The following is a 15,213-nucleotide window of genomic DNA, read 5'->3' on the forward strand; positions in this document are numbered from 1 at the left end:
CGCAGGTTTAAGGTTCCAGTGACTTCACTGCGATCGGGAGAAGATGACCAACCCACCCGGACGTGCCGGCGGCGGCGCGATTCTGTGGCGCACCATCCGGAGGCATCGGGCCCGGCTGTCTGCAGGAATCGTGCTCGTCTCGGTGCACCAACTGGCCGAGACGATGGTGCCGATCGCGATCGGCCTCATTGTCGCGAAGGCGATCACACCGAGTTCGACGTCCGCGCTGGTGTGGTCCATCGGTGCACTCGCGGCGCTGTTTCTCGTGCTCACGGCGGCGTGGCGGTACGGTGCGCGACTCCTCGTCGGCGCGATGGAGCTGGAGGCGCACCTACTGCGCGTCGAGGTCGCGGGCCGCATCCTCGACCCTCGCGGTGTCCGGACGGACATGCGTGCCGGTGAACTCCTGACCGTCGCCACGTCGGACGCCGAACGCGAGGCGTGGATTCTCGACATCGTGCCCCGCGCCGCGGCCGCGCTGACCGCGCTGACGGCGTCGGCCGTTGCCCTGCTGGTGATCAACGTCCCATTGGGGCTCGCCGTGCTGGTTGGCACTCCGATCGTCCTCGGGGTGATGCAGCTCGCCGCGCCGCTGGTCACGCGCCGCGTCACGGCGCAGCAGGAGACGACCGCGCGGGCGGCGGCGGTCGCCACCGATCTCGTTGCCGGGCTCAGGCCGCTCCGCGGTCTCGGCGCGGAACGGCGAGCAGCCGACAGGTACCGCGACGCGAGCAGGGAGGCGCTGGACGCCACCCTGCACGCCGCACGGGCGACCGGCGCCTTCACCGGCGCGTCGGTCACCGTCAGCGGGCTCCTTGCCGTCGGTGTCGCCGGGCTCGCGGGCTGGCTCGCCCTCGAAGGTCACCTGGGCGTCGGCGAGCTGATCACCGTGGTCGGCCTCGCCCAGTTCGTCATCGAGCCGCTCGGCACGCTGTCACGGCTACCCGGGTTCGTCGCGGTCTCCCGGGCATCCGCGAACCGGCTCGCGCTGCTCCTCGACGCGGAGCCGCTGGTCCCGGCAGGTGACCGTCCGTTGCCCGACGGCACCGACCTGGACCTCGTCGACGTCGGCTTCCGCTCGCTCGACGGACTGAGCATGCGGGCCAGGCCGGGCGAGCTGCTCGGGGTGCTCGCACACCGTCCCGAGGACGCCGAGGCGCTCGCGCACCTGCTGTCCGGGCACGTTCCCGCCGCGGAGTACAGCGGCAGCGTCACCGTCGGTGGCGTACCGCTGTCCGACATCGAGCCCGTCCACGCTCGGCGCGCCCTGCTCGTCGAGCCGCATCACACCGACCTGTTCGCGGGCACGGTCGGATCGAATGTCACGGCCGGGCTGGTCGATGCCGACACGGACACCGTGTGGCGTGCCCTGGTGGCGTCGGCCGCGGTCGACGTCGCCGACGCGAACGCCGACGGGTTGGACATGGAGATCACCGACCGCGGTGCCAGCCTGTCCGGCGGCCAGCGGCAACGCGTCGCGCTGGCGCGAGCCCTGCTCGCCGGGACGCCGCTGCTCGTCCTGCACGACCCGACGACCGCGGTCGACGCGGTCACCGAGCAGTCCATCGCCGACGGCATCGCGGACCTGCGGCACGGCGACACCGATCGCGCGCACACCACCGTCCTGATCACGTCGAGCCCGGCCCTGCTCGCGGCCGCCGATCGGGTCCTCGTGATCGACGACGGCACCGTCGTCGCCGAGGGCGAGCATGCGGAGCTGGTCGCCGCGGACGAGTCGTACCGGAAGGCGGTGCTGCGATGACCGCGCCCACCGAGTCGTCGCCCGGGTCGGGATTCCTGCTGCCGATCGCAGCGGCCCGCCGTTGCTGGACATGGCTGCGCGGCGAACTCGCCCGTCGTCGCGGGCGCACCGCCCTGACCTTGCTGGTGGGGACCGTCGGTGCCGCCGCCGCGCTGGTGCCGATCTACGTGTTCGGGCTGCTCGTGGACGCCGTGCGGGACGAGGCGGACGCGTCCGTGATCGTCGGGGTGATCGCCGTCATCACCGTCGCCGCGATCATCGGCGGAGTGCTCGCCGGATGGACGTCGGTACTGATCAGCAGCCTCGGCGAAACCATGCTGGCCGGGTTGCGCGAAGCCACCGTCGAACGTGCGCTGACACTGCCGGTCGCGACCGTCGAGCGCGCAGGCAAGGGTGATCTGCTCTCCCGCGTCGGGGACGACGTCTCGGTGATCGGCAAGGCCGTCGCCGACGTCGTCCCGAACCTGGTCTCGGCGGTGTTGCTGGTGGTGGTGAGTCTGGCCGCGATGACCGGTCTGGACTGGCGTCTCGGACTGGCGGGCGCCGTCGCGTTGCCGATGTACGCGCTGGCACTGCGCTGGTATCTGCCGAGGTCGGGGCCGATCTTCGCGGCGGAGAGGGTCGCGATGGGCGAGCGGGCACAGGCGCTGGTCTCGAGCATGACCGGGGCCCGCACCGTGCGCGCCTACGGGCTCGAGGAGCGGCACCTGGCCGAGATCGACCGCGCGTCGGGACGGGCGCGCGACCTGGCGATCGCCGTGTTCTCCCTGTTCACACGACTCGCTGGGCGCGGGAACCGCGCCGAGTTCATCGGACTGTCGGTGATCCTCGTCGTCGGATTCGTCCTCGTCCGTGACGGTCACGTCACCGTCGGCGCCGCCACGGCGGCCGCGCTGCTGTTCCACCGACTGTTCAATCCGATCGGCATGCTCCTGTTCACGTTTGACGAGGTGCAGTCGGCGGGCGCCTCACTGGCCCGGCTCGTCGGGGTTGTCGATCTGCCTGCGCCCACCGCCTCCGTCGCGGATGCGACGCCTGCCTCCGCGGAACTGCGGCTGAACGGGGTCACCTTCAGCTACGACGACGACCGCGACGCCGTACGCGGCGTCGACCTTCGCCTGGCGCCGGGGGAGCGGGTGGCGCTGGTCGGAGCGACGGGTGCGGGCAAGTCGACGGTCGCGGCGCTCGCGGCGGGCTCTCTCGTCCCGACCGCCGGACAGGTGACCATCGGTGGGGTCGCGCTACCGGAACTCGGCGACCGACTCCGCGAGCAGGTGGTGATCGTCAGCCAGGAGGTGCACGTGTTCGCCGGCCCGCTGATCGAGGACCTGCGGTTGGCACGGCCGACGGCGACGGCACTCGACGCGGAGGCGGCACTGGCCACGGTCGGTGCCGACGGCTGGGTGCGAGCACTCGAATCGGGAGTGGACACCGTCGTCGGCGAGGGCGGGCACGTGCTCACCGCCGCGCAGGCCCAGCAGTTGGCGCTGGCCCGTCTGGTGCTCGCCGATCCGCCGGTCGCGATCCTCGACGAGGCGACCGCGGAGGCGGGTAGCGCAGGCGCGCGCGACCTCGAGGCGGCGGCCGACGCCGCCACCCGCGGACGCACGACCCTCGTCGTCGCGCACCGGCTCACGCAGGCGGCGTCCGCCGACCGGGTGCTGGTGCTCGACGACGGCGTCGTCGTGGAGTCCGGGACGCACGCCGAACTCGTTGCGGCACAGGGACGTTACGCGCGGCTGTGGACGGCGTGGTCCGTCAGGTGAGCAGCTTCGCGCGCAGGGCGTCGATCGTCGCCTGGTCGATGTCGAGGCCGTCGCGCACGTAGGCGTCCATGCCGCCGTACAGGCGGTCCACCTGGGCGAACGCGGCGTTCAGCCACGACAGCTCGACCGCGTCGTCGCGTCCGAGATAGGTGTTCGACGCCATGAAGTCGGCGCTGATCAGGTCGCGGGGGACACCGAGGATGGTCAGCAGGATCGCGGTGCCCCAGCCGGTACGGTCCTTGCCCGCGCTGCAGTGGTAGACGGTCGCGCCGTCGGGGTTCGTCGCGATCGCGGTGATCAGGTCGTGGAAGGCGACGTCGGATCCGGTGAAGTTGACCATGAACGGGTAGCCGACGGTCTGACCGATGTCGGAGGAGCCGCTGACCGCCGCGTCGACCAGCGCGCGGCCCAGCGTCAGCGGGACGAACTCGTGGAATCCGATGCCGTTCCCGATGCCGACGACGTCGGCGACCTGGTAGCGAACGCCCTCGGGGATCCGATCCGGTTCCTCACTGCGCTCGGAGGCGTTGCGCAGGTCGACGTCGAGGGTGAGGTTCGCGGCGGTCAGTTTCGCCAGATCGGCGTCGGTGAGGGAACTGAGCTTGTTGGCGCGGTACACGAGGCCCGTCCGGACGGTCCTGCCGTCCTCGGTCCGGTATCCGCCGACGTCACGGAAATTGCGTGCGCCCTCGAGTCGGATCGCGGCCGCCGACGGCGGCGGAATCTCGGGCAGGGCGGGCTGCTCGCCGGACGACCCGAAACCGGCGGACGCCGAGTTCAGGTCGCTCCAGTCGAAGCTCGACTGTGCCGACGCCATCGCGGTGCCGGACAGCGCGGGCAGCATCGTGACGGCGGTGGCCAACGCGACGCACACTGCGCGCGAACGCCTGCGGACCGAAGCGGGTGAACTCATGGTGCTCCTCGTGCGCCGGGGGAGGTCGGGGGCGAGGCTACAAGCGTTCGGGGCTCTGCGAGGCCCGAACCGGGGTACTCGGCTGCGCGTCGCTGTCTCGCGGTGGCGTGTCCGGCGGGCAGGGTAGCGTGGCTGGGTCGTCATCCCCGCAGGAAAGGTCCGTACATGCCGCTCGCCACGATCAATGGGATTCAGCTGAATTACCAGGTCAAGGGCTCAGGTGACCTCGTAGTGCTGATCATGGGCACAGGCAGTCCCGGGCGTGTGTGGGACCTGCATCAGGTTCCGGCGCTCGTTGCAGCCGGCTACCGGGTGTGCACCTTCGACAATCGCGGCATCGCCCCGACGGACGAGTGCGCAGGCGGATTCACCGTCGAGGACATGGTCGCCGACACGGCGGCGCTGATCGAGCACCTCGGGGGGCCCGCCCACGTCGTCGGTACGTCACTCGGTGCGCGCGTCGCCCAGGAACTCGCGCTCACCCGGCCGGAACTGGTGCGCAAGGCGGTGTTCCTCGCGTCCCACGGTCGTCGGGACACGTTGCAGAAGTTCCTGTCCGAGGGTGAGCGCGAACTCGACCGGCAGGGTGTCACGCTGCCCACCTCGTACCGCGCGGCGATCACTGCGGTGCTCAACCTGTCGCCCGCGTCGCTTGTCGATCCGATGGCCGCCCAGGACTGGCTCGACATCTTCGCGTTCTCCAAGGGTGAGACCTCGCCGGGAGTCCGTGCGCAGCAGAACCTCGACGACTTCGGAGACCGGCTGCCTGCGTACGCGAAGATGACGGTGCCCTGCCTGGCGATCGGTTTCGCCGACGACCGCCTCGTTCCGCCGCATCTCGCTGCCGAGGTCGCGAAGGCGATTCCGGGTGCTCAGTACGTCGAGCTGGCGGACTGCGGGCACTACGGCTACCTCGAGCGCCCGGAGGCGGTGAACTCGGTCGTCCTCGACTTCCTCAAGGGCTGACGACCGGGGTCGCGGAAGTCGTCGTTCCTTAGGGTAGGCTGCGCTATTAATCGGCCCGGCTCGATTGTGGGCTGCGGAAACTCGGACCGCCGCGCAGCACGGCGAGGATGGACGACTGCCATGGACTCGACCCCACGCGACCGAGGTGACGTTGTTCGAGCGTCGGATGCCTCCGACGTGCTCGACATCGTCGGGATCGGTTTCGGTCCGTCGAATCTGGCGCTCGCCATCGCGATCGAGGAACACAACGCCACCTGCGCCCCCGAGGACAGCGTGCGCGCCGTCTTCCTCGAACGGCAGGACCACTTCGTCTGGCATCCCGGCATGCTTCTCGACGGTGCGACCATGCAGATCGCGTTCCCGAAGGACCTGGTGACCTTCCGGAATCCGACCAGCACGTACAGCTTCTTCGCGTACCTCCACGCGAAGGGCAGGCTCGTCGACTTCGTCAACCACCAGACGTTCTATCCGAGCAGGCACGAGTTCAACGACTACCTGCAGTGGGCGGCCGGGCGCGTCGACGCCGACGTCCGGTTCGGCGCGGCGGTGACCGACGTCGCCGGGCTGCGGACCGACGAGGGAACCGTCGACGAGTTCGCGATCACGACCGCGAACGGGGAGACCCTGCGGGCGCGCAACGTCGCGGTCGGGGCGGGTCTGCGTGAGCGGCGCCCGGACTGGGCTGCGCCGTCGGCCCGCTGCTTCCACAACCACCAGTTCCTGTTCCACATCGAGAAGCTGCCGGAGATTCGGCACCAGCGCTTCGCGGTGCTCGGCGCGGGTCAGAGCGCGGCCGAGGTCGTGCAGTACCTGCACCGGCACTACCCGGACGCCGAGGTGCACAGCGTCTTCACCCGATACGGATACAGCCCGGCCGACGACAGCCCGTACGCCAACAGGATCTTCGACCCGTCCACGGTCGACGAGTTCCATGCCGCCTGCCCTCAGGAGCGGGAGCGGTTGCTGGCGGTTCACAAGGGCACGAACTACTCCGTCGTCGACATCGATCTGATCAACGAGCTGTACACGACGGAGTACCAGGAGCTCGTGCGTGGCAAGCGGCGGCTCTTCATGCACCGCGCGTCGGAAATCGTCTCCGCTCAGGAGGGCGAGGACGGCATCGAGGTCTCCGTCCGCAGCAACCTGGACGGTCTCACCGACACTCTCGTCTGCGATGCGTTGGTGCTCGCCACCGGCTTCTCGCCTGCGCCGCTGAGCGAGCTGCTCGGCGACCTCGCGCCGACGGGCGATCAGGTCACCGAAGTGGCCCGCGACTATCGCCTCCAGACGCCGGACGACGTGCGCGCCGGCATCTATCTCCAGGGCGGAACCGAGAAAACGCACGGGCTGACCGCGTCGCTGTTGTCTAATGTCGCGGTGCGTGCGGGAGAGATTCTGAATTCCCTCGTGGTAAATCGATCAGCACGTCTCGATCTTGGTAGGGTCGAGGCCTCCACAGTGGTGGACAGCACTTCGAACGAGTTTGCGACAAGCGAGGCCAAATGAGCACGAATCCCTTTGACGACGAAGACGGTCGCTTCTATGTGCTCGTCAACGACGAGGACCAGCACTCGCTCTGGCCCACGTTCTCGGAGGTCCCACAGGGCTGGCGTGTCGTGTTCGGCGAGGAAAGCCGGCAGGCATGCGTCGAGTACGTGGAGAAGAACTGGACCGACATGCGGCCGAAGAGCCTCCGCGAGGCCATGGAGAAGGACAAGGCTGCCGGTAACGGCTAGTTAGCCTTTCGGCGAAGCGGCCCACCCGCCGCGTTACCGCCGGAACCACAGATTGCGCGCTCCGGGCCCGTTCTGCATTCGTTGCAGGAACGGGTACCGGAGCGCTTCTGTTTTGCGCAGCATCCGGGGGCGTCGCACCGTCCGCGCTCCCCATTCACCGAGTGTCACTCCCGCGGCGAGCGCGACGCCGATGCCGAACGCCGACATCATGCCGCTGATACCGAGCAGCAGCTCGTCGTTGAGCAGTGCGTACAGCCCGCGGTACAGCGACAGGCCGGGCAGCAGGGGTGTAATCCCTGACACCGCGATCACCAACGGCGGGGTCAGGGCACGGCGGGCCAGCAGGCCGCCGACGAAACCGACCACGGTCGCGGCGATCGCGGTACCGACCACCGGCCCGATGGACATGGCGAGACCGAGGTTGAGCACGAGGATGCCCGCGGCACCGCTGAGTGCGGCGACCACGACGGCGCGCCGCTCGGCGTAACAGGCGAGCGCGAAGAACAGCGCTGTGGCCGCGCCCGCCACGACCTGCACCGGGAGTTCCGTCAGGCTCGTCGAGAACTGGCTCGGCACGGTGAGCGGAAGCGGTGTCCCCAACGCCGCGGCGATGCGCAGGGACAGCGCGACGCCGGCGATCATGCCGCCGGTGAGCATGAGGACCTCGAAAAACCGGGCCACACCCGTCACCGGGGCACCGGTGATCGCGTCCTGGACGGAACCGACCAGCGCGAGCCCGGACAGCAGCACCGTCAACCCCGCGGCAATGACCAGTGACGGTTTCACGTCGAGGGCCAGCGGCTCCCGCAGCGCGTACAGGATCCCCGCCGGGGTGGCTGCGATGAAGCCGCCGACGACCTGCTGGAAGAAGTAGGGGAGACCGAACCGGTTGAGGGTCAGGTTCACCAGGTAGATGACCGCCGTGGTCAGCAGGCTGACGAGCGCGACGAGGACGCCGCCGCCGAGTAGGACGGCGACGGACGCGGCCATCCCGGACCAGGCGATGGTGGCGACCCAGCGGTTGTACGGGTGCGGAGAGTGCGTGATGGCACTGATCTCGGCAAGCGCGATCACCGGGTCGATCGCCTCGGTGCGCAGTTGCCGGGTCAGCTTGTCGACGGCGGCGAGGCGGGTGAAGTCGAGTGATCGGTAGTGGACGATCCGCATGCTCGTCGCGGGCGGCATCGTCGGTCCGCGGTAGGCGCTGACGCGGATCGAGTTGTACGTGACGTCGACGTCGCAGCGGGCCAGTCCGTAGGTGGCGGCGACGAACTGGACCTGTGCGGCGGTGTCCACCGCGGACGTTCCCGCCGCGAGCAGAACCTCGCCGGAACGCACCGCGAGGTCGAGCACCTGGGCGACCCGGGCGTCCTCGGTGAGGTCGATCGGTTGGAGCGGGGTGGGCGCGGCGACCGGCTCGTCGACGACCGCGCGTTCGCCGACAAGCTTTCCCAGAGTGGTGACGGCCGATTGCCACCAGGCCATCAGGACACCGCGTCTTCTTCCGTCAGGTCGGTCGCGTCGAACGCCGACGCGAGATCCTTGTGGAGGAACACCGACGTCACCCGGTCGTGCACCACACGGAACGCCGCTGCGGTCGTGGTGGACTCGTCGGGCCGGACCGCGACCGTCCGCTGCTCCTCGACGACCACGACGCCCTCGTGCACGAACATGCGGCCGGGGACGAGCGTGAGCCCCGCGGTCGATGCCCACTCGCGCAGGGCGTTGATCCCCTGCCCGGCTCCGTCCGGATCGGCGACTTCGATGTCGTCGCTGGACAGCGCGAGCAGGGTGTCGAGGTCGGAGGAGTTCAACGCGTCGTGCCACGCGAGGACCGTGGCGATCTCGGATGTGCTCATGGTTGCCACGCTATCGTTTCCGGGCGGCCGGGGCGCGCGGTCTCCCGGCCGACACGGGGTCGGGTCGGGTCAGGTGTAGCGATCGGCGAGTTCGGTGCCGATGCGCGCCAACTCTTCTCGCACCGACTCCGGGTGGAGCACCTCGACCTGCGCGCCCCAGCCTGCGAGGTTGCGCGCGATGTCGAGTGGGGTCGGCGCGGCGAGGCGGACCCGGGTGCGGCCGTCGTCCGATGCGCCGTCGTCGTGGCAGTGCCTGCCGAAGTGGTCGCGCAGGATCGGTAAGAAGCGGGTCTCGATCAACACGGTCGCCCACGTGGTCGACCGGCGTTCTTCCATCGACCCGACCACGTCGTCCCAGGCTGCGGCGAGTTCGAAGTCGTCGGGGCGGTCGGCGGGATCGTCGGTGGCCTCGGCCTCGACGATCCGGTCCACGCGGAAAGTTCTTCTGCCACGGTCGGTTCCGGCGATCAGGTACCAGGTGTCGTCCTTGTCCACGAGACCCCAGGGTGCGACGAGGCGTTCGCTGCGCTCGTGCTTGCCGCCCACGTACACCAGCCGGACCTGTCGTCTGCGGACCACCGCGGACTGCAGCAGGGCGACCACGTCCGGTCGGTGACGTTCGCGTTCGCCCCACCGAGTCGGGTCGATCATCACGGCGTCCGCGGCCGCCTCGGCGTCGGCGCGGAACGTCTTCGGCAGCGCCCGGACCAGCTTGCGCAGTGCGGACTTGGCCTCCGGGGAGACCGCTGCGGCCGGTCCGACGAGCAGGAACAGAGCCTGGGCCTCGGCGGCCGACAGGCCGGACAGGTCGGTGCGGGCCCCGCCGACCAGGGACCACCCGCCGCCGCGGCCGGACTGCGGGTAAACGGGGATCCCTGCCGCGGACAGTGCTTCGAGGTCGCGACGGGCGGTGGCCAAGGACACCTCGAGCTCGACGGCGACCTCGGCGGCGGTGACGCGACCACGCGACTGCATCAGCAGGAGGGTGGCGACGAGGCGGTCTGCGCGCATGATTCGAGGTTCCCAGAAAAAGTGCTCAATTGGTGAGCACTTTGACGCCGAGGATGAATCTCGACAGGTTGGCCAACGAGGAAAGGAACCACCGATGTTGCGAGGACTCACCACCGTCAGCTTCTACGCCGACGACGTCGCGGCCGCCCGCGACTGGTACACCGAGGTGCTCGGCATCCCTGCCTACTTCGCTCGCGAGGTCGACGGGCGCACCGCGTACGTCGAGTTCCGCATCGGCGACTTCCAACACGAACTCGGCATCGTCGACGCCCGGTTCGCGCCGCACTCCCGCACCGAGCAGCCCGCAGGTCAGGTCACGTACTGGCACGTCGACGACATCGATGCCGCCTTCGAGCGACTGCTCGCCCTCGGTGCGACGGTTCACGACAAGCCCCTCGAACGCGGACCGGGATTCGTCACCGCATCCGTCGTCGACCCGTTCGGCAACATCCTCGGGGTCATGCACAACCAGCACTACCTCGACGTACTCGGGGAGGCGTGAGATGCATGCGGTCGAGACCACCTTCGCGCCGGTGGACGTGGCGCAATGGCGCGACTGGCTGACCCGGTACGGGCAGTCCGAGAGTGAGATCTGGCTCGTCATCGAACACAAGGACAGCGCCGCACCGAGTCCGCGCTACCACGAGGCAATCGAACAGGCTCTGTGCTTCGGCTGGATCGACGGGCTGCACCGTAAGCACACCGACCACAGTTCGCGGCTCCGCTTCACGCCGCGTCGCCCGCGGAGTTCGTGGAGTGAGGTGAACCGCGAGCGGGCGCAGCGCATGATCGCGCAGGGGCAGATGACCGCGACCGGCCAGGCGCTGATCGACGCGGCCAAGGCCGCGGGCACCTGGCAGGCCGTACCCGGCGATGCGTCTGCGCTACCGGATGACCTGTGGGATGCATTGCGGTGCAACGACACTGCCCGCGCGCACTTCGAGGCATTTCCGCCGTCGTCGAGGCGGTTGATCCTCGAATGGATCGTCACGGCGAAGAAGCCGGAGACACGGCAACGCCGCGTCGCGCGGACTGTGGAACTCGCGGCGGTCGGCGTCCGGGCAAACCACCCGGGCGCCGGTGTGCGAACGCGTACGGGCACCCGGATATGATGGGCGCGCTTCACGCGCCTCCTTAGCTCAGTGGTAGAGCACTCGCCTTGTAAGCGAAAGGTCGTCGGTTCAATCCCGACAGGGGGCTCCGTCCGGCCCTGAACTGCTCATCAGCAGTTCAGGGCCGTTTTCGTGTCGAAGGGTGGTGCTCAGCAGCTGCCGGCGACGGCGGCCTTGAGGCCGCGCTCGAAGTCGGCCTTGTCCTGGTCGGACTGGTTGGCCCAGTCCGGCTCGGCTTCCGCGACGGCGAGGAATTCGTCCACCACGGCCTGCGGCGCGCGGTCGCCCTCGCTCAGGCCCGATTCCTCGAGGGTCTTCAGGTAGGCCGTGACGCTGTTGCAGGTGTCGGTGTAGATGTCGCCGGTCGTGGCGGGGGCGGCCAGGGCGTCGGCGTCGGACTGCGTTGCCGCTGTGGTCTCGGGTGCGGAGTCGGTCGAGCCGGAGTCGGATCCGCAGCCGGCGAGCAGGGACACGGACGCGGCCGCGAGTGCGGCGAACATGATGCGCTTCATGATCGGTATCTGTATCAGACCGTCCGGGGAAACCGGACATCCTTCTCTCAATCCGCTGTTGCATTCGCCGCCGGGGAGGACGAGCGTGGAAGTGTTCACACGTGGGGGCGGCCCCACGAGACAGGGTGCCCCGACAATCGACTCGACGAGAGCCTTGGAGGAATCATGCTCGGACTCGTGATCGGTCTCGCCGGCGCCGCGGTTGGCGTCGGAATCGGACTGCTCGGTGCGGGCGTAGGCATTCTGATCAGTGATGCCGGATCGAAGCATCACGTTCGGCCCCTGCGGCCCTGACTGCACATGACAGAATCGTCCACCGTTCCCGGTCGAGAGGACGGCCGGGAACTGTCACGCCACCACCCGATCGAATGGGTCCGGTCCCATGTGACCCGTCGCCGCGGTGTCGGCACCTCCGCTGTTGTCCCCGACAGTGCGAACGATGTGCTCGAACGCCTCGCCGCGTTGCCGCTGAGCGTGTGGACCTACCGGTTCGACCACGAATCGGTCCGGCACCTCGGGCCGATGGCGCAGGACTTCGCTGCGACGTTCGGGTTGGGGTCGTCGAACCGCAGCATCGCGCAGGTCGACGCGAACGGCGTGTGCATGGCGAGCGTGCAGGCCTTGTATCGCCGGCTCGTCGAGGTCGAGGACGAGCTCGACCGGTTGCGTGAGCGGGCGGACCCTGCGGACGAGTCACACCCGGCCGACTCGGAGTGAGCGGTCTATTCTGGCGCCACATCAGCGCATGTGGGAGGCCAGCGTATGCCCGAACTCACCGTGGACACCCCGGACGGACCCATCGACGGGGTGCTCGAACGCCCGGACGGTGACGGCCCGCATCCCGGTGTGGTCGTCGTGCACGACGCCCTCGGCCTCAGCGCCGACATTCGGGGGATCACCCGGGACATCGCGGACCACGGCTATCTGGCGTTGGCGCCGGACCTGTATTCACGCGGCGGCACGGCTCGCTGCCTGACCGGCGTCTTCCGGGACCTGTTCGCGCGTCGTGGGCGCGCGGTGTCGGATCTGCTCGCGGCGCGTGACCACCTCCAAGCGCTCCCCGAATGCTCCGGCGCGGTGGCGGTGGTCGGTTTCTGCATGGGCGGCGGTTTCGCATTGGCTTTGTCGCCCATGGGTTTCGACGCGTCCGCCCCGTTCTACGGGGTATTGCCGAGGCATCTGGACGAGGCGCTGTCCGGTGCCTGCCCGATCGTCGCCAGTTTCGGTGCCCGCGACCCGATCCTGCCCGGTGCGGGCAGGAAGCTGACCGCTGCGCTGGAGCGGCAGGGCGTCGCGCACGACGTCGAGACGTACTCCGGTGTCGGGCACAGCTTCGTCAACCACCTGCCCGCCGGTCCTGCGGCACCGCTACTGCGGGTCGTCGGCTTCCACTACGGGGAAGAGCAGGCCCGTGATGCGTGGCGAAGGGTGTACGCGTTCTTCAACGAGCACCTGCAGGACCTGCCGCCGTCCGCCTAGCGCGGTCCGGTCCAGCGTGGTGCGGTTCAGTGCAGTTCGGTGCCGTTGGGCTTGCCGCCCTTGAGCCACCGGCCGGGCAGCCTGCCCGCGAGTTCGCCGAGGGGGCCGACGGCGGCGCTGAGGACGCCGACGGTCTCGCGGAGCAGTTCGACGCTGTCGCCGAGCTGCTCCAGGTTCGGTGCGAGCGAGGTGAGCGTCTCCGACAGCGACACGATCTGGTCGAGGGGACCGTTCTCCGCGATGATTCGTTCGAGCGGTCCGTCCTTGGCGAGAAGCGTCTCGAGGACGCCGCCCTCCTCCAGGGCGCGGTCGATGATCCCGCCCTCCTTGGTGAGGGTTTCGAGCGGTCCGGCGGTCGCGGTGAGGCGTTCGAGCGGCCCGTCCTCGGCGGTGAGCCGGTCGAGCAGCCCGCCCGGGGCGAGCAGTCGCTCGACGGGCCCGTCCTCGTCGAGGAGGCGTTCGACGGGTCCGCCGGGCGCGAGGACGCGTTCGAGTGGTCCGCCGGGCTCGATGAGTCGTTCCAGCGTGCCGCCGGGTGCGGTGAGGCGGTCGACGACGCCACCGGGTTCGAGGAGACGGTCGACGGGACCGCCTGGCCGCATCGCCTGTCCCAGTGGACGCTGGTCGGATGCCAGTTCGGCGACCTGCTGGAGCAGCTTGAGCGGTCCGGACGTGTTCGCGGAGCCGATGCCGCCGAGTCCGCCCGGGCCGGCGGTGGTCGACGCGGTGATGACGACCCGGGTCGCGCCGAGTGCCGACTCGACCACGCCGAGCGCGGAGTCGGTTATCGCCAGCCCGAGCCGTGCCGGCAGTGTGACCATCGCCACCAGGTTCATGGATTTACTGTAACCCGGCGCGGACGGACACCTTGGTGTTCGGCGTCAGTGCAGTGCCTTGAGTCCGATCACGCATCCGACGATCCCCAGGATCAGCAGGATCTTGACGATCGAGGCGGACTCGCTGCCGGTCACCATCGCGTAGCCGACGGTCAGCGAGGCGCCGATACCCACCCAGACCGCATAGGCGGTGCCGACGGGAAGGGTGCGCATCGCATAGGCGAGGCCTGCCATGCTCGCGACGATCGTGATGCCGAAGACCACGGTGGGGGCGAGGCGGCTGAATCCGTCGGACTTGCCGAGGGCGGTGGCCCAGACGGCTTCGAGGACGCCGGAGATGACGAGAACGATCCATGCCATGACGAGACTCTCCTAGGCACCGTCTTGTCGCTGGCCGGGTACGGTGCGCTCGTCCGGATGTCGTCGTTGACGCCTCCACCGTAGCAACGGCTCACGGTGCTTAGGGCTCGGGTGTGAGCGATCTGACCGGTCGTTCACAGGAAACTCGCAGTCTTCGGTCAGCGTCCCGCCAGCGAACGGGGTGATGATGGCGAGGTGACTGGGACGAAGACCGACGCCAAGATCCTGATCGTCGACGACGAACCGAACATCGTGGAACTGCTCTCGGTGAGCCTGCGGTTCCAGGGATTCGACGTCGACACCGCCTCCACCGGCGCCGAGGGTCTGGACAAGGCGAAGGTGTTCCGCCCGGACGCGCTGATCCTCGACGTGATGATGCCCGGCATGGACGGCTTCGGCCTGCTGCGTCGACTGCGCGCCGACGGAATAGACGCGCCCGTCCTGTTCCTCACCGCCAAGGACTCCGTCGAGGACAAGGTGTCGGGGCTGACGCTCGGAGCCGACGACTACGTGACCAAGCCGTTCAGCCTCGAGGAGGTGGTCGCGCGACTGCGGGTCATCCTGCGTCGAGTCTCCAAGTCCGGCAACGAGATCGAGCCGTCCCGGATCACCTTCGCCGACATCGAACTCGACGACGACACCCACGAGGTCTGGAAGGCAGGGGAGCAGGTGTCCCTGTCGCCGACCGAGTTCACCCTGCTGCGCTACTTCATGGTCAATGCCGGTGTGGTGCTGAGCAAACCGCGCATCCTCGACCACGTCTGGCACTACGACTTCGGCGGCGAGGTCGGCGTCGTCGAGTCCTACGTGTCGTACCTGCGACGCAAGGTCGACACCACCGAACCGCGGTTGATCCACACCCTGCGCGGCGTCGGCTACGTCATGCGCGAGCCGAGGTAGC

18 protein-coding genes, 1 tRNA gene and 1 riboswitch are annotated in these 15,213 nt (G+C 69.1%); of the genes, 12 read left to right on the plus strand and 7 right to left on the minus strand.

The window, feature by feature from the left end; all coding sequences use genetic code 11:
* Nucleotides 1-43 precede the first annotated feature (43 nt).
* Nucleotides 44-1,762 carry an ABC transporter ATP-binding protein gene (locus RHCRD62_RS19455; RefSeq protein WP_050066402.1) on the plus strand — a complete coding sequence of 573 codons (1,719 nt, stop codon included), beginning with the start codon at nucleotides 44-46 and terminating at the stop codon, nucleotides 1,760-1,762.
* Nucleotides 1,759-3,528: an ABC transporter ATP-binding protein gene (locus RHCRD62_RS19460; RefSeq protein ID WP_050066403.1), complete on the plus strand. Its 1,770-nt coding sequence runs from the start codon at nucleotides 1,759-1,761 to the stop codon at nucleotides 3,526-3,528. The genes RHCRD62_RS19455 and RHCRD62_RS19460 overlap by 4 nt, the downstream gene beginning before the upstream one ends.
* On the opposite strand, the gene RHCRD62_RS19465 is transcribed toward RHCRD62_RS19460, so the two are convergent.
* Complete coding sequence (locus tag RHCRD62_RS19465) at nucleotides 3,521-4,441, minus strand: tyrosine-protein phosphatase (protein ID WP_050066404.1); 921 nt, start codon at nucleotides 4,439-4,441, stop codon at nucleotides 3,521-3,523. The two genes, RHCRD62_RS19460 and RHCRD62_RS19465, sit on opposite strands and share 8 nt — an antisense overlap.
* A gap of 165 nt (nucleotides 4,442-4,606) precedes the next feature.
* Between RHCRD62_RS19465 and RHCRD62_RS19470 the strand changes: the two genes are divergently transcribed.
* From RHCRD62_RS19470 to RHCRD62_RS19480, 3 genes are all read left to right on the plus strand, one after another.
* A complete protein-coding gene (locus RHCRD62_RS19470; protein ID WP_050066405.1) occupies nucleotides 4,607-5,407 on the plus strand; it encodes an alpha/beta fold hydrolase in 801 nt (266 codons plus the stop codon).
* A gap of 120 nt (nucleotides 5,408-5,527) precedes the next feature.
* Nucleotides 5,528-6,913: a lysine N(6)-hydroxylase/L-ornithine N(5)-oxygenase family protein gene (locus RHCRD62_RS19475; RefSeq protein ID WP_050066406.1), complete on the plus strand. Its 1,386-nt coding sequence runs from the start codon at nucleotides 5,528-5,530 to the stop codon at nucleotides 6,911-6,913.
* Nucleotides 6,910-7,143, plus strand: a complete 234-nt coding sequence (locus RHCRD62_RS19480) for an MbtH family protein (protein WP_050066407.1) — start codon at nucleotides 6,910-6,912, stop codon at nucleotides 7,141-7,143. The genes RHCRD62_RS19475 and RHCRD62_RS19480 overlap by 4 nt, the downstream gene beginning before the upstream one ends.
* Before the next feature lie 33 nt (nucleotides 7,144-7,176).
* On the opposite strand, the gene RHCRD62_RS19485 is transcribed toward RHCRD62_RS19480, so the two are convergent.
* The 3 genes from RHCRD62_RS19485 to RHCRD62_RS19495 form a co-directional block, all read right to left on the minus strand.
* Nucleotides 7,177-8,628 carry a threonine/serine exporter family protein gene (locus RHCRD62_RS19485; RefSeq protein WP_050066408.1) on the minus strand — a complete coding sequence of 484 codons (1,452 nt, stop codon included), beginning with the start codon at nucleotides 8,626-8,628 and terminating at the stop codon, nucleotides 7,177-7,179.
* Complete coding sequence (locus RHCRD62_RS19490) at nucleotides 8,628-9,002, minus strand: nuclear transport factor 2 family protein (RefSeq protein WP_050066409.1); 375 nt, start codon at nucleotides 9,000-9,002, stop codon at nucleotides 8,628-8,630. The genes RHCRD62_RS19485 and RHCRD62_RS19490 overlap by 1 nt, the downstream gene beginning before the upstream one ends.
* Nucleotides 9,003-9,071: 69 nt before the next feature.
* Entirely contained in the window at nucleotides 9,072-10,013 is a 942-nt protein-coding gene (locus RHCRD62_RS19495) for a helix-turn-helix transcriptional regulator (RefSeq protein WP_050066410.1), read from the minus strand.
* A 94-nt stretch (nucleotides 10,014-10,107) separates the two neighbouring features.
* Between RHCRD62_RS19495 and RHCRD62_RS19500 the strand changes: the two genes are divergently transcribed.
* The 3 genes from RHCRD62_RS19500 to RHCRD62_RS19510 all read left to right on the plus strand — a co-directional run bounded on the left by RHCRD62_RS19500 (nucleotide 10,108) and on the right by RHCRD62_RS19510 (nucleotide 11,213).
* Entirely contained in the window at nucleotides 10,108-10,515 is a 408-nt protein-coding gene (locus RHCRD62_RS19500; RefSeq protein ID WP_050066411.1) for a VOC family protein, read from the plus strand.
* A gap of 1 nt (nucleotide 10,516) precedes the next feature.
* Nucleotides 10,517-11,125 carry a YdeI/OmpD-associated family protein gene (locus tag RHCRD62_RS19505; RefSeq protein ID WP_050066412.1) on the plus strand — a complete coding sequence of 203 codons (609 nt, stop codon included), beginning with the start codon at nucleotides 10,517-10,519 and terminating at the stop codon, nucleotides 11,123-11,125.
* Between the two features lie 16 nt (nucleotides 11,126-11,141).
* Nucleotides 11,142-11,213: transfer RNA gene (locus tag RHCRD62_RS19510), tRNA-Thr, on the plus strand.
* Between the two features lie 61 nt (nucleotides 11,214-11,274).
* Here the strand turns inward: RHCRD62_RS19510 and RHCRD62_RS19515 are convergent.
* Nucleotides 11,275-11,637: a hypothetical protein gene (locus tag RHCRD62_RS19515; RefSeq protein WP_050066413.1), complete on the minus strand. Its 363-nt coding sequence runs from the start codon at nucleotides 11,635-11,637 to the stop codon at nucleotides 11,275-11,277.
* A gap of 165 nt (nucleotides 11,638-11,802) precedes the next feature.
* Between RHCRD62_RS19515 and RHCRD62_RS26650 the strand changes: the two genes are divergently transcribed.
* The 3 genes from RHCRD62_RS26650 to RHCRD62_RS19525 are packed head-to-tail and all read left to right on the plus strand — an operon-like array spanning nucleotide 11,803 to nucleotide 13,116.
* Nucleotides 11,803-11,931: a hypothetical protein gene (locus RHCRD62_RS26650; protein WP_301280732.1), complete on the plus strand. Its 129-nt coding sequence runs from the start codon at nucleotides 11,803-11,805 to the stop codon at nucleotides 11,929-11,931.
* Between the two features lie 6 nt (nucleotides 11,932-11,937).
* Entirely contained in the window at nucleotides 11,938-12,354 is a 417-nt protein-coding gene (locus RHCRD62_RS19520) for a tail fiber domain-containing protein (protein WP_050066414.1), read from the plus strand.
* A gap of 45 nt (nucleotides 12,355-12,399) precedes the next feature.
* A complete protein-coding gene (locus RHCRD62_RS19525; RefSeq protein ID WP_050066415.1) occupies nucleotides 12,400-13,116 on the plus strand; it encodes a dienelactone hydrolase family protein in 717 nt (238 codons plus the stop codon).
* 26 nt (nucleotides 13,117-13,142) lie between these two features.
* Here the strand turns inward: RHCRD62_RS19525 and RHCRD62_RS19530 are convergent, their stop codons facing one another.
* A complete protein-coding gene (locus RHCRD62_RS19530) occupies nucleotides 13,143-13,952 on the minus strand; it encodes a hypothetical protein (protein WP_050066416.1) in 810 nt (269 codons plus the stop codon).
* A 45-nt stretch (nucleotides 13,953-13,997) separates the two neighbouring features.
* A complete protein-coding gene (locus tag RHCRD62_RS19535) occupies nucleotides 13,998-14,312 on the minus strand; it encodes a DMT family transporter (RefSeq protein WP_050066417.1) in 315 nt (104 codons plus the stop codon).
* Between the two features lie 13 nt (nucleotides 14,313-14,325).
* Nucleotides 14,326-14,391: riboswitch (guanidine-III (ykkC-III) riboswitch) on the minus strand.
* Nucleotides 14,392-14,507: 116 nt separating this feature from the next.
* Here RHCRD62_RS19535 and RHCRD62_RS19540 point away from each other — a divergent pair.
* Nucleotides 14,508-15,212 (plus strand): response regulator transcription factor, encoded by a 705-nt coding sequence (locus RHCRD62_RS19540; protein ID WP_172671103.1) that lies wholly within the window; start codon nucleotides 14,508-14,510, stop codon nucleotides 15,210-15,212.
* Nucleotide 15,213: the final 1 nt, after the last annotated feature.

This window comes from Rhodococcus sp. RD6.2, assembly GCF_001040705.1.
Taxonomy (GTDB): domain Bacteria; phylum Actinomycetota; class Actinomycetes; order Mycobacteriales; family Mycobacteriaceae; genus Rhodococcus_G.

Excerpts from the sequence above, each read along its gene's own strand:
- RHCRD62_RS19455 (WP_050066402.1), top strand. The coding sequence starts at position 44 with ATGACCAACCCACCCGGACGTGCCGGCGGCGGCGCGATTCTGTGGCGC.
- RHCRD62_RS19460 (WP_050066403.1), top strand. The coding sequence starts at position 1,759 with ATGACCGCGCCCACCGAGTCGTCGCCCGGGTCGGGATTCCTGCTGCCG.
- RHCRD62_RS19465 (WP_050066404.1), bottom strand. The coding sequence starts at position 4,441 with ATGAGTTCACCCGCTTCGGTCCGCAGGCGTTCGCGCGCAGTGTGCGTC.
- RHCRD62_RS19470 (WP_050066405.1), top strand. The coding sequence starts at position 4,607 with ATGCCGCTCGCCACGATCAATGGGATTCAGCTGAATTACCAGGTCAAG.
- RHCRD62_RS19475 (WP_050066406.1), top strand. The coding sequence starts at position 5,528 with ATGGACTCGACCCCACGCGACCGAGGTGACGTTGTTCGAGCGTCGGAT.
- RHCRD62_RS19480 (WP_050066407.1), top strand. The coding sequence starts at position 6,910 with ATGAGCACGAATCCCTTTGACGACGAAGACGGTCGCTTCTATGTGCTC.
- RHCRD62_RS19485 (WP_050066408.1), bottom strand. The coding sequence starts at position 8,628 with ATGGCCTGGTGGCAATCGGCCGTCACCACTCTGGGAAAGCTTGTCGGC.
- RHCRD62_RS19490 (WP_050066409.1), bottom strand. The coding sequence starts at position 9,002 with ATGAGCACATCCGAGATCGCCACGGTCCTCGCGTGGCACGACGCGTTG.
- RHCRD62_RS19495 (WP_050066410.1), bottom strand. The coding sequence starts at position 10,013 with ATGCGCGCAGACCGCCTCGTCGCCACCCTCCTGCTGATGCAGTCGCGT.
- RHCRD62_RS19500 (WP_050066411.1), top strand. The coding sequence starts at position 10,108 with ATGTTGCGAGGACTCACCACCGTCAGCTTCTACGCCGACGACGTCGCG.
- RHCRD62_RS19505 (WP_050066412.1), top strand. The coding sequence starts at position 10,517 with ATGCATGCGGTCGAGACCACCTTCGCGCCGGTGGACGTGGCGCAATGG.
- RHCRD62_RS19515 (WP_050066413.1), bottom strand. The coding sequence starts at position 11,637 with ATGAAGCGCATCATGTTCGCCGCACTCGCGGCCGCGTCCGTGTCCCTG.
- RHCRD62_RS26650 (WP_301280732.1), top strand. The coding sequence starts at position 11,803 with ATGCTCGGACTCGTGATCGGTCTCGCCGGCGCCGCGGTTGGCGTCGGA.
- RHCRD62_RS19520 (WP_050066414.1), top strand. The coding sequence starts at position 11,938 with ATGACAGAATCGTCCACCGTTCCCGGTCGAGAGGACGGCCGGGAACTG.
- RHCRD62_RS19525 (WP_050066415.1), top strand. The coding sequence starts at position 12,400 with ATGCCCGAACTCACCGTGGACACCCCGGACGGACCCATCGACGGGGTG.
- RHCRD62_RS19530 (WP_050066416.1), bottom strand. The coding sequence starts at position 13,952 with ATGAACCTGGTGGCGATGGTCACACTGCCGGCACGGCTCGGGCTGGCG.
- RHCRD62_RS19535 (WP_050066417.1), bottom strand. The coding sequence starts at position 14,312 with ATGGCATGGATCGTTCTCGTCATCTCCGGCGTCCTCGAAGCCGTCTGG.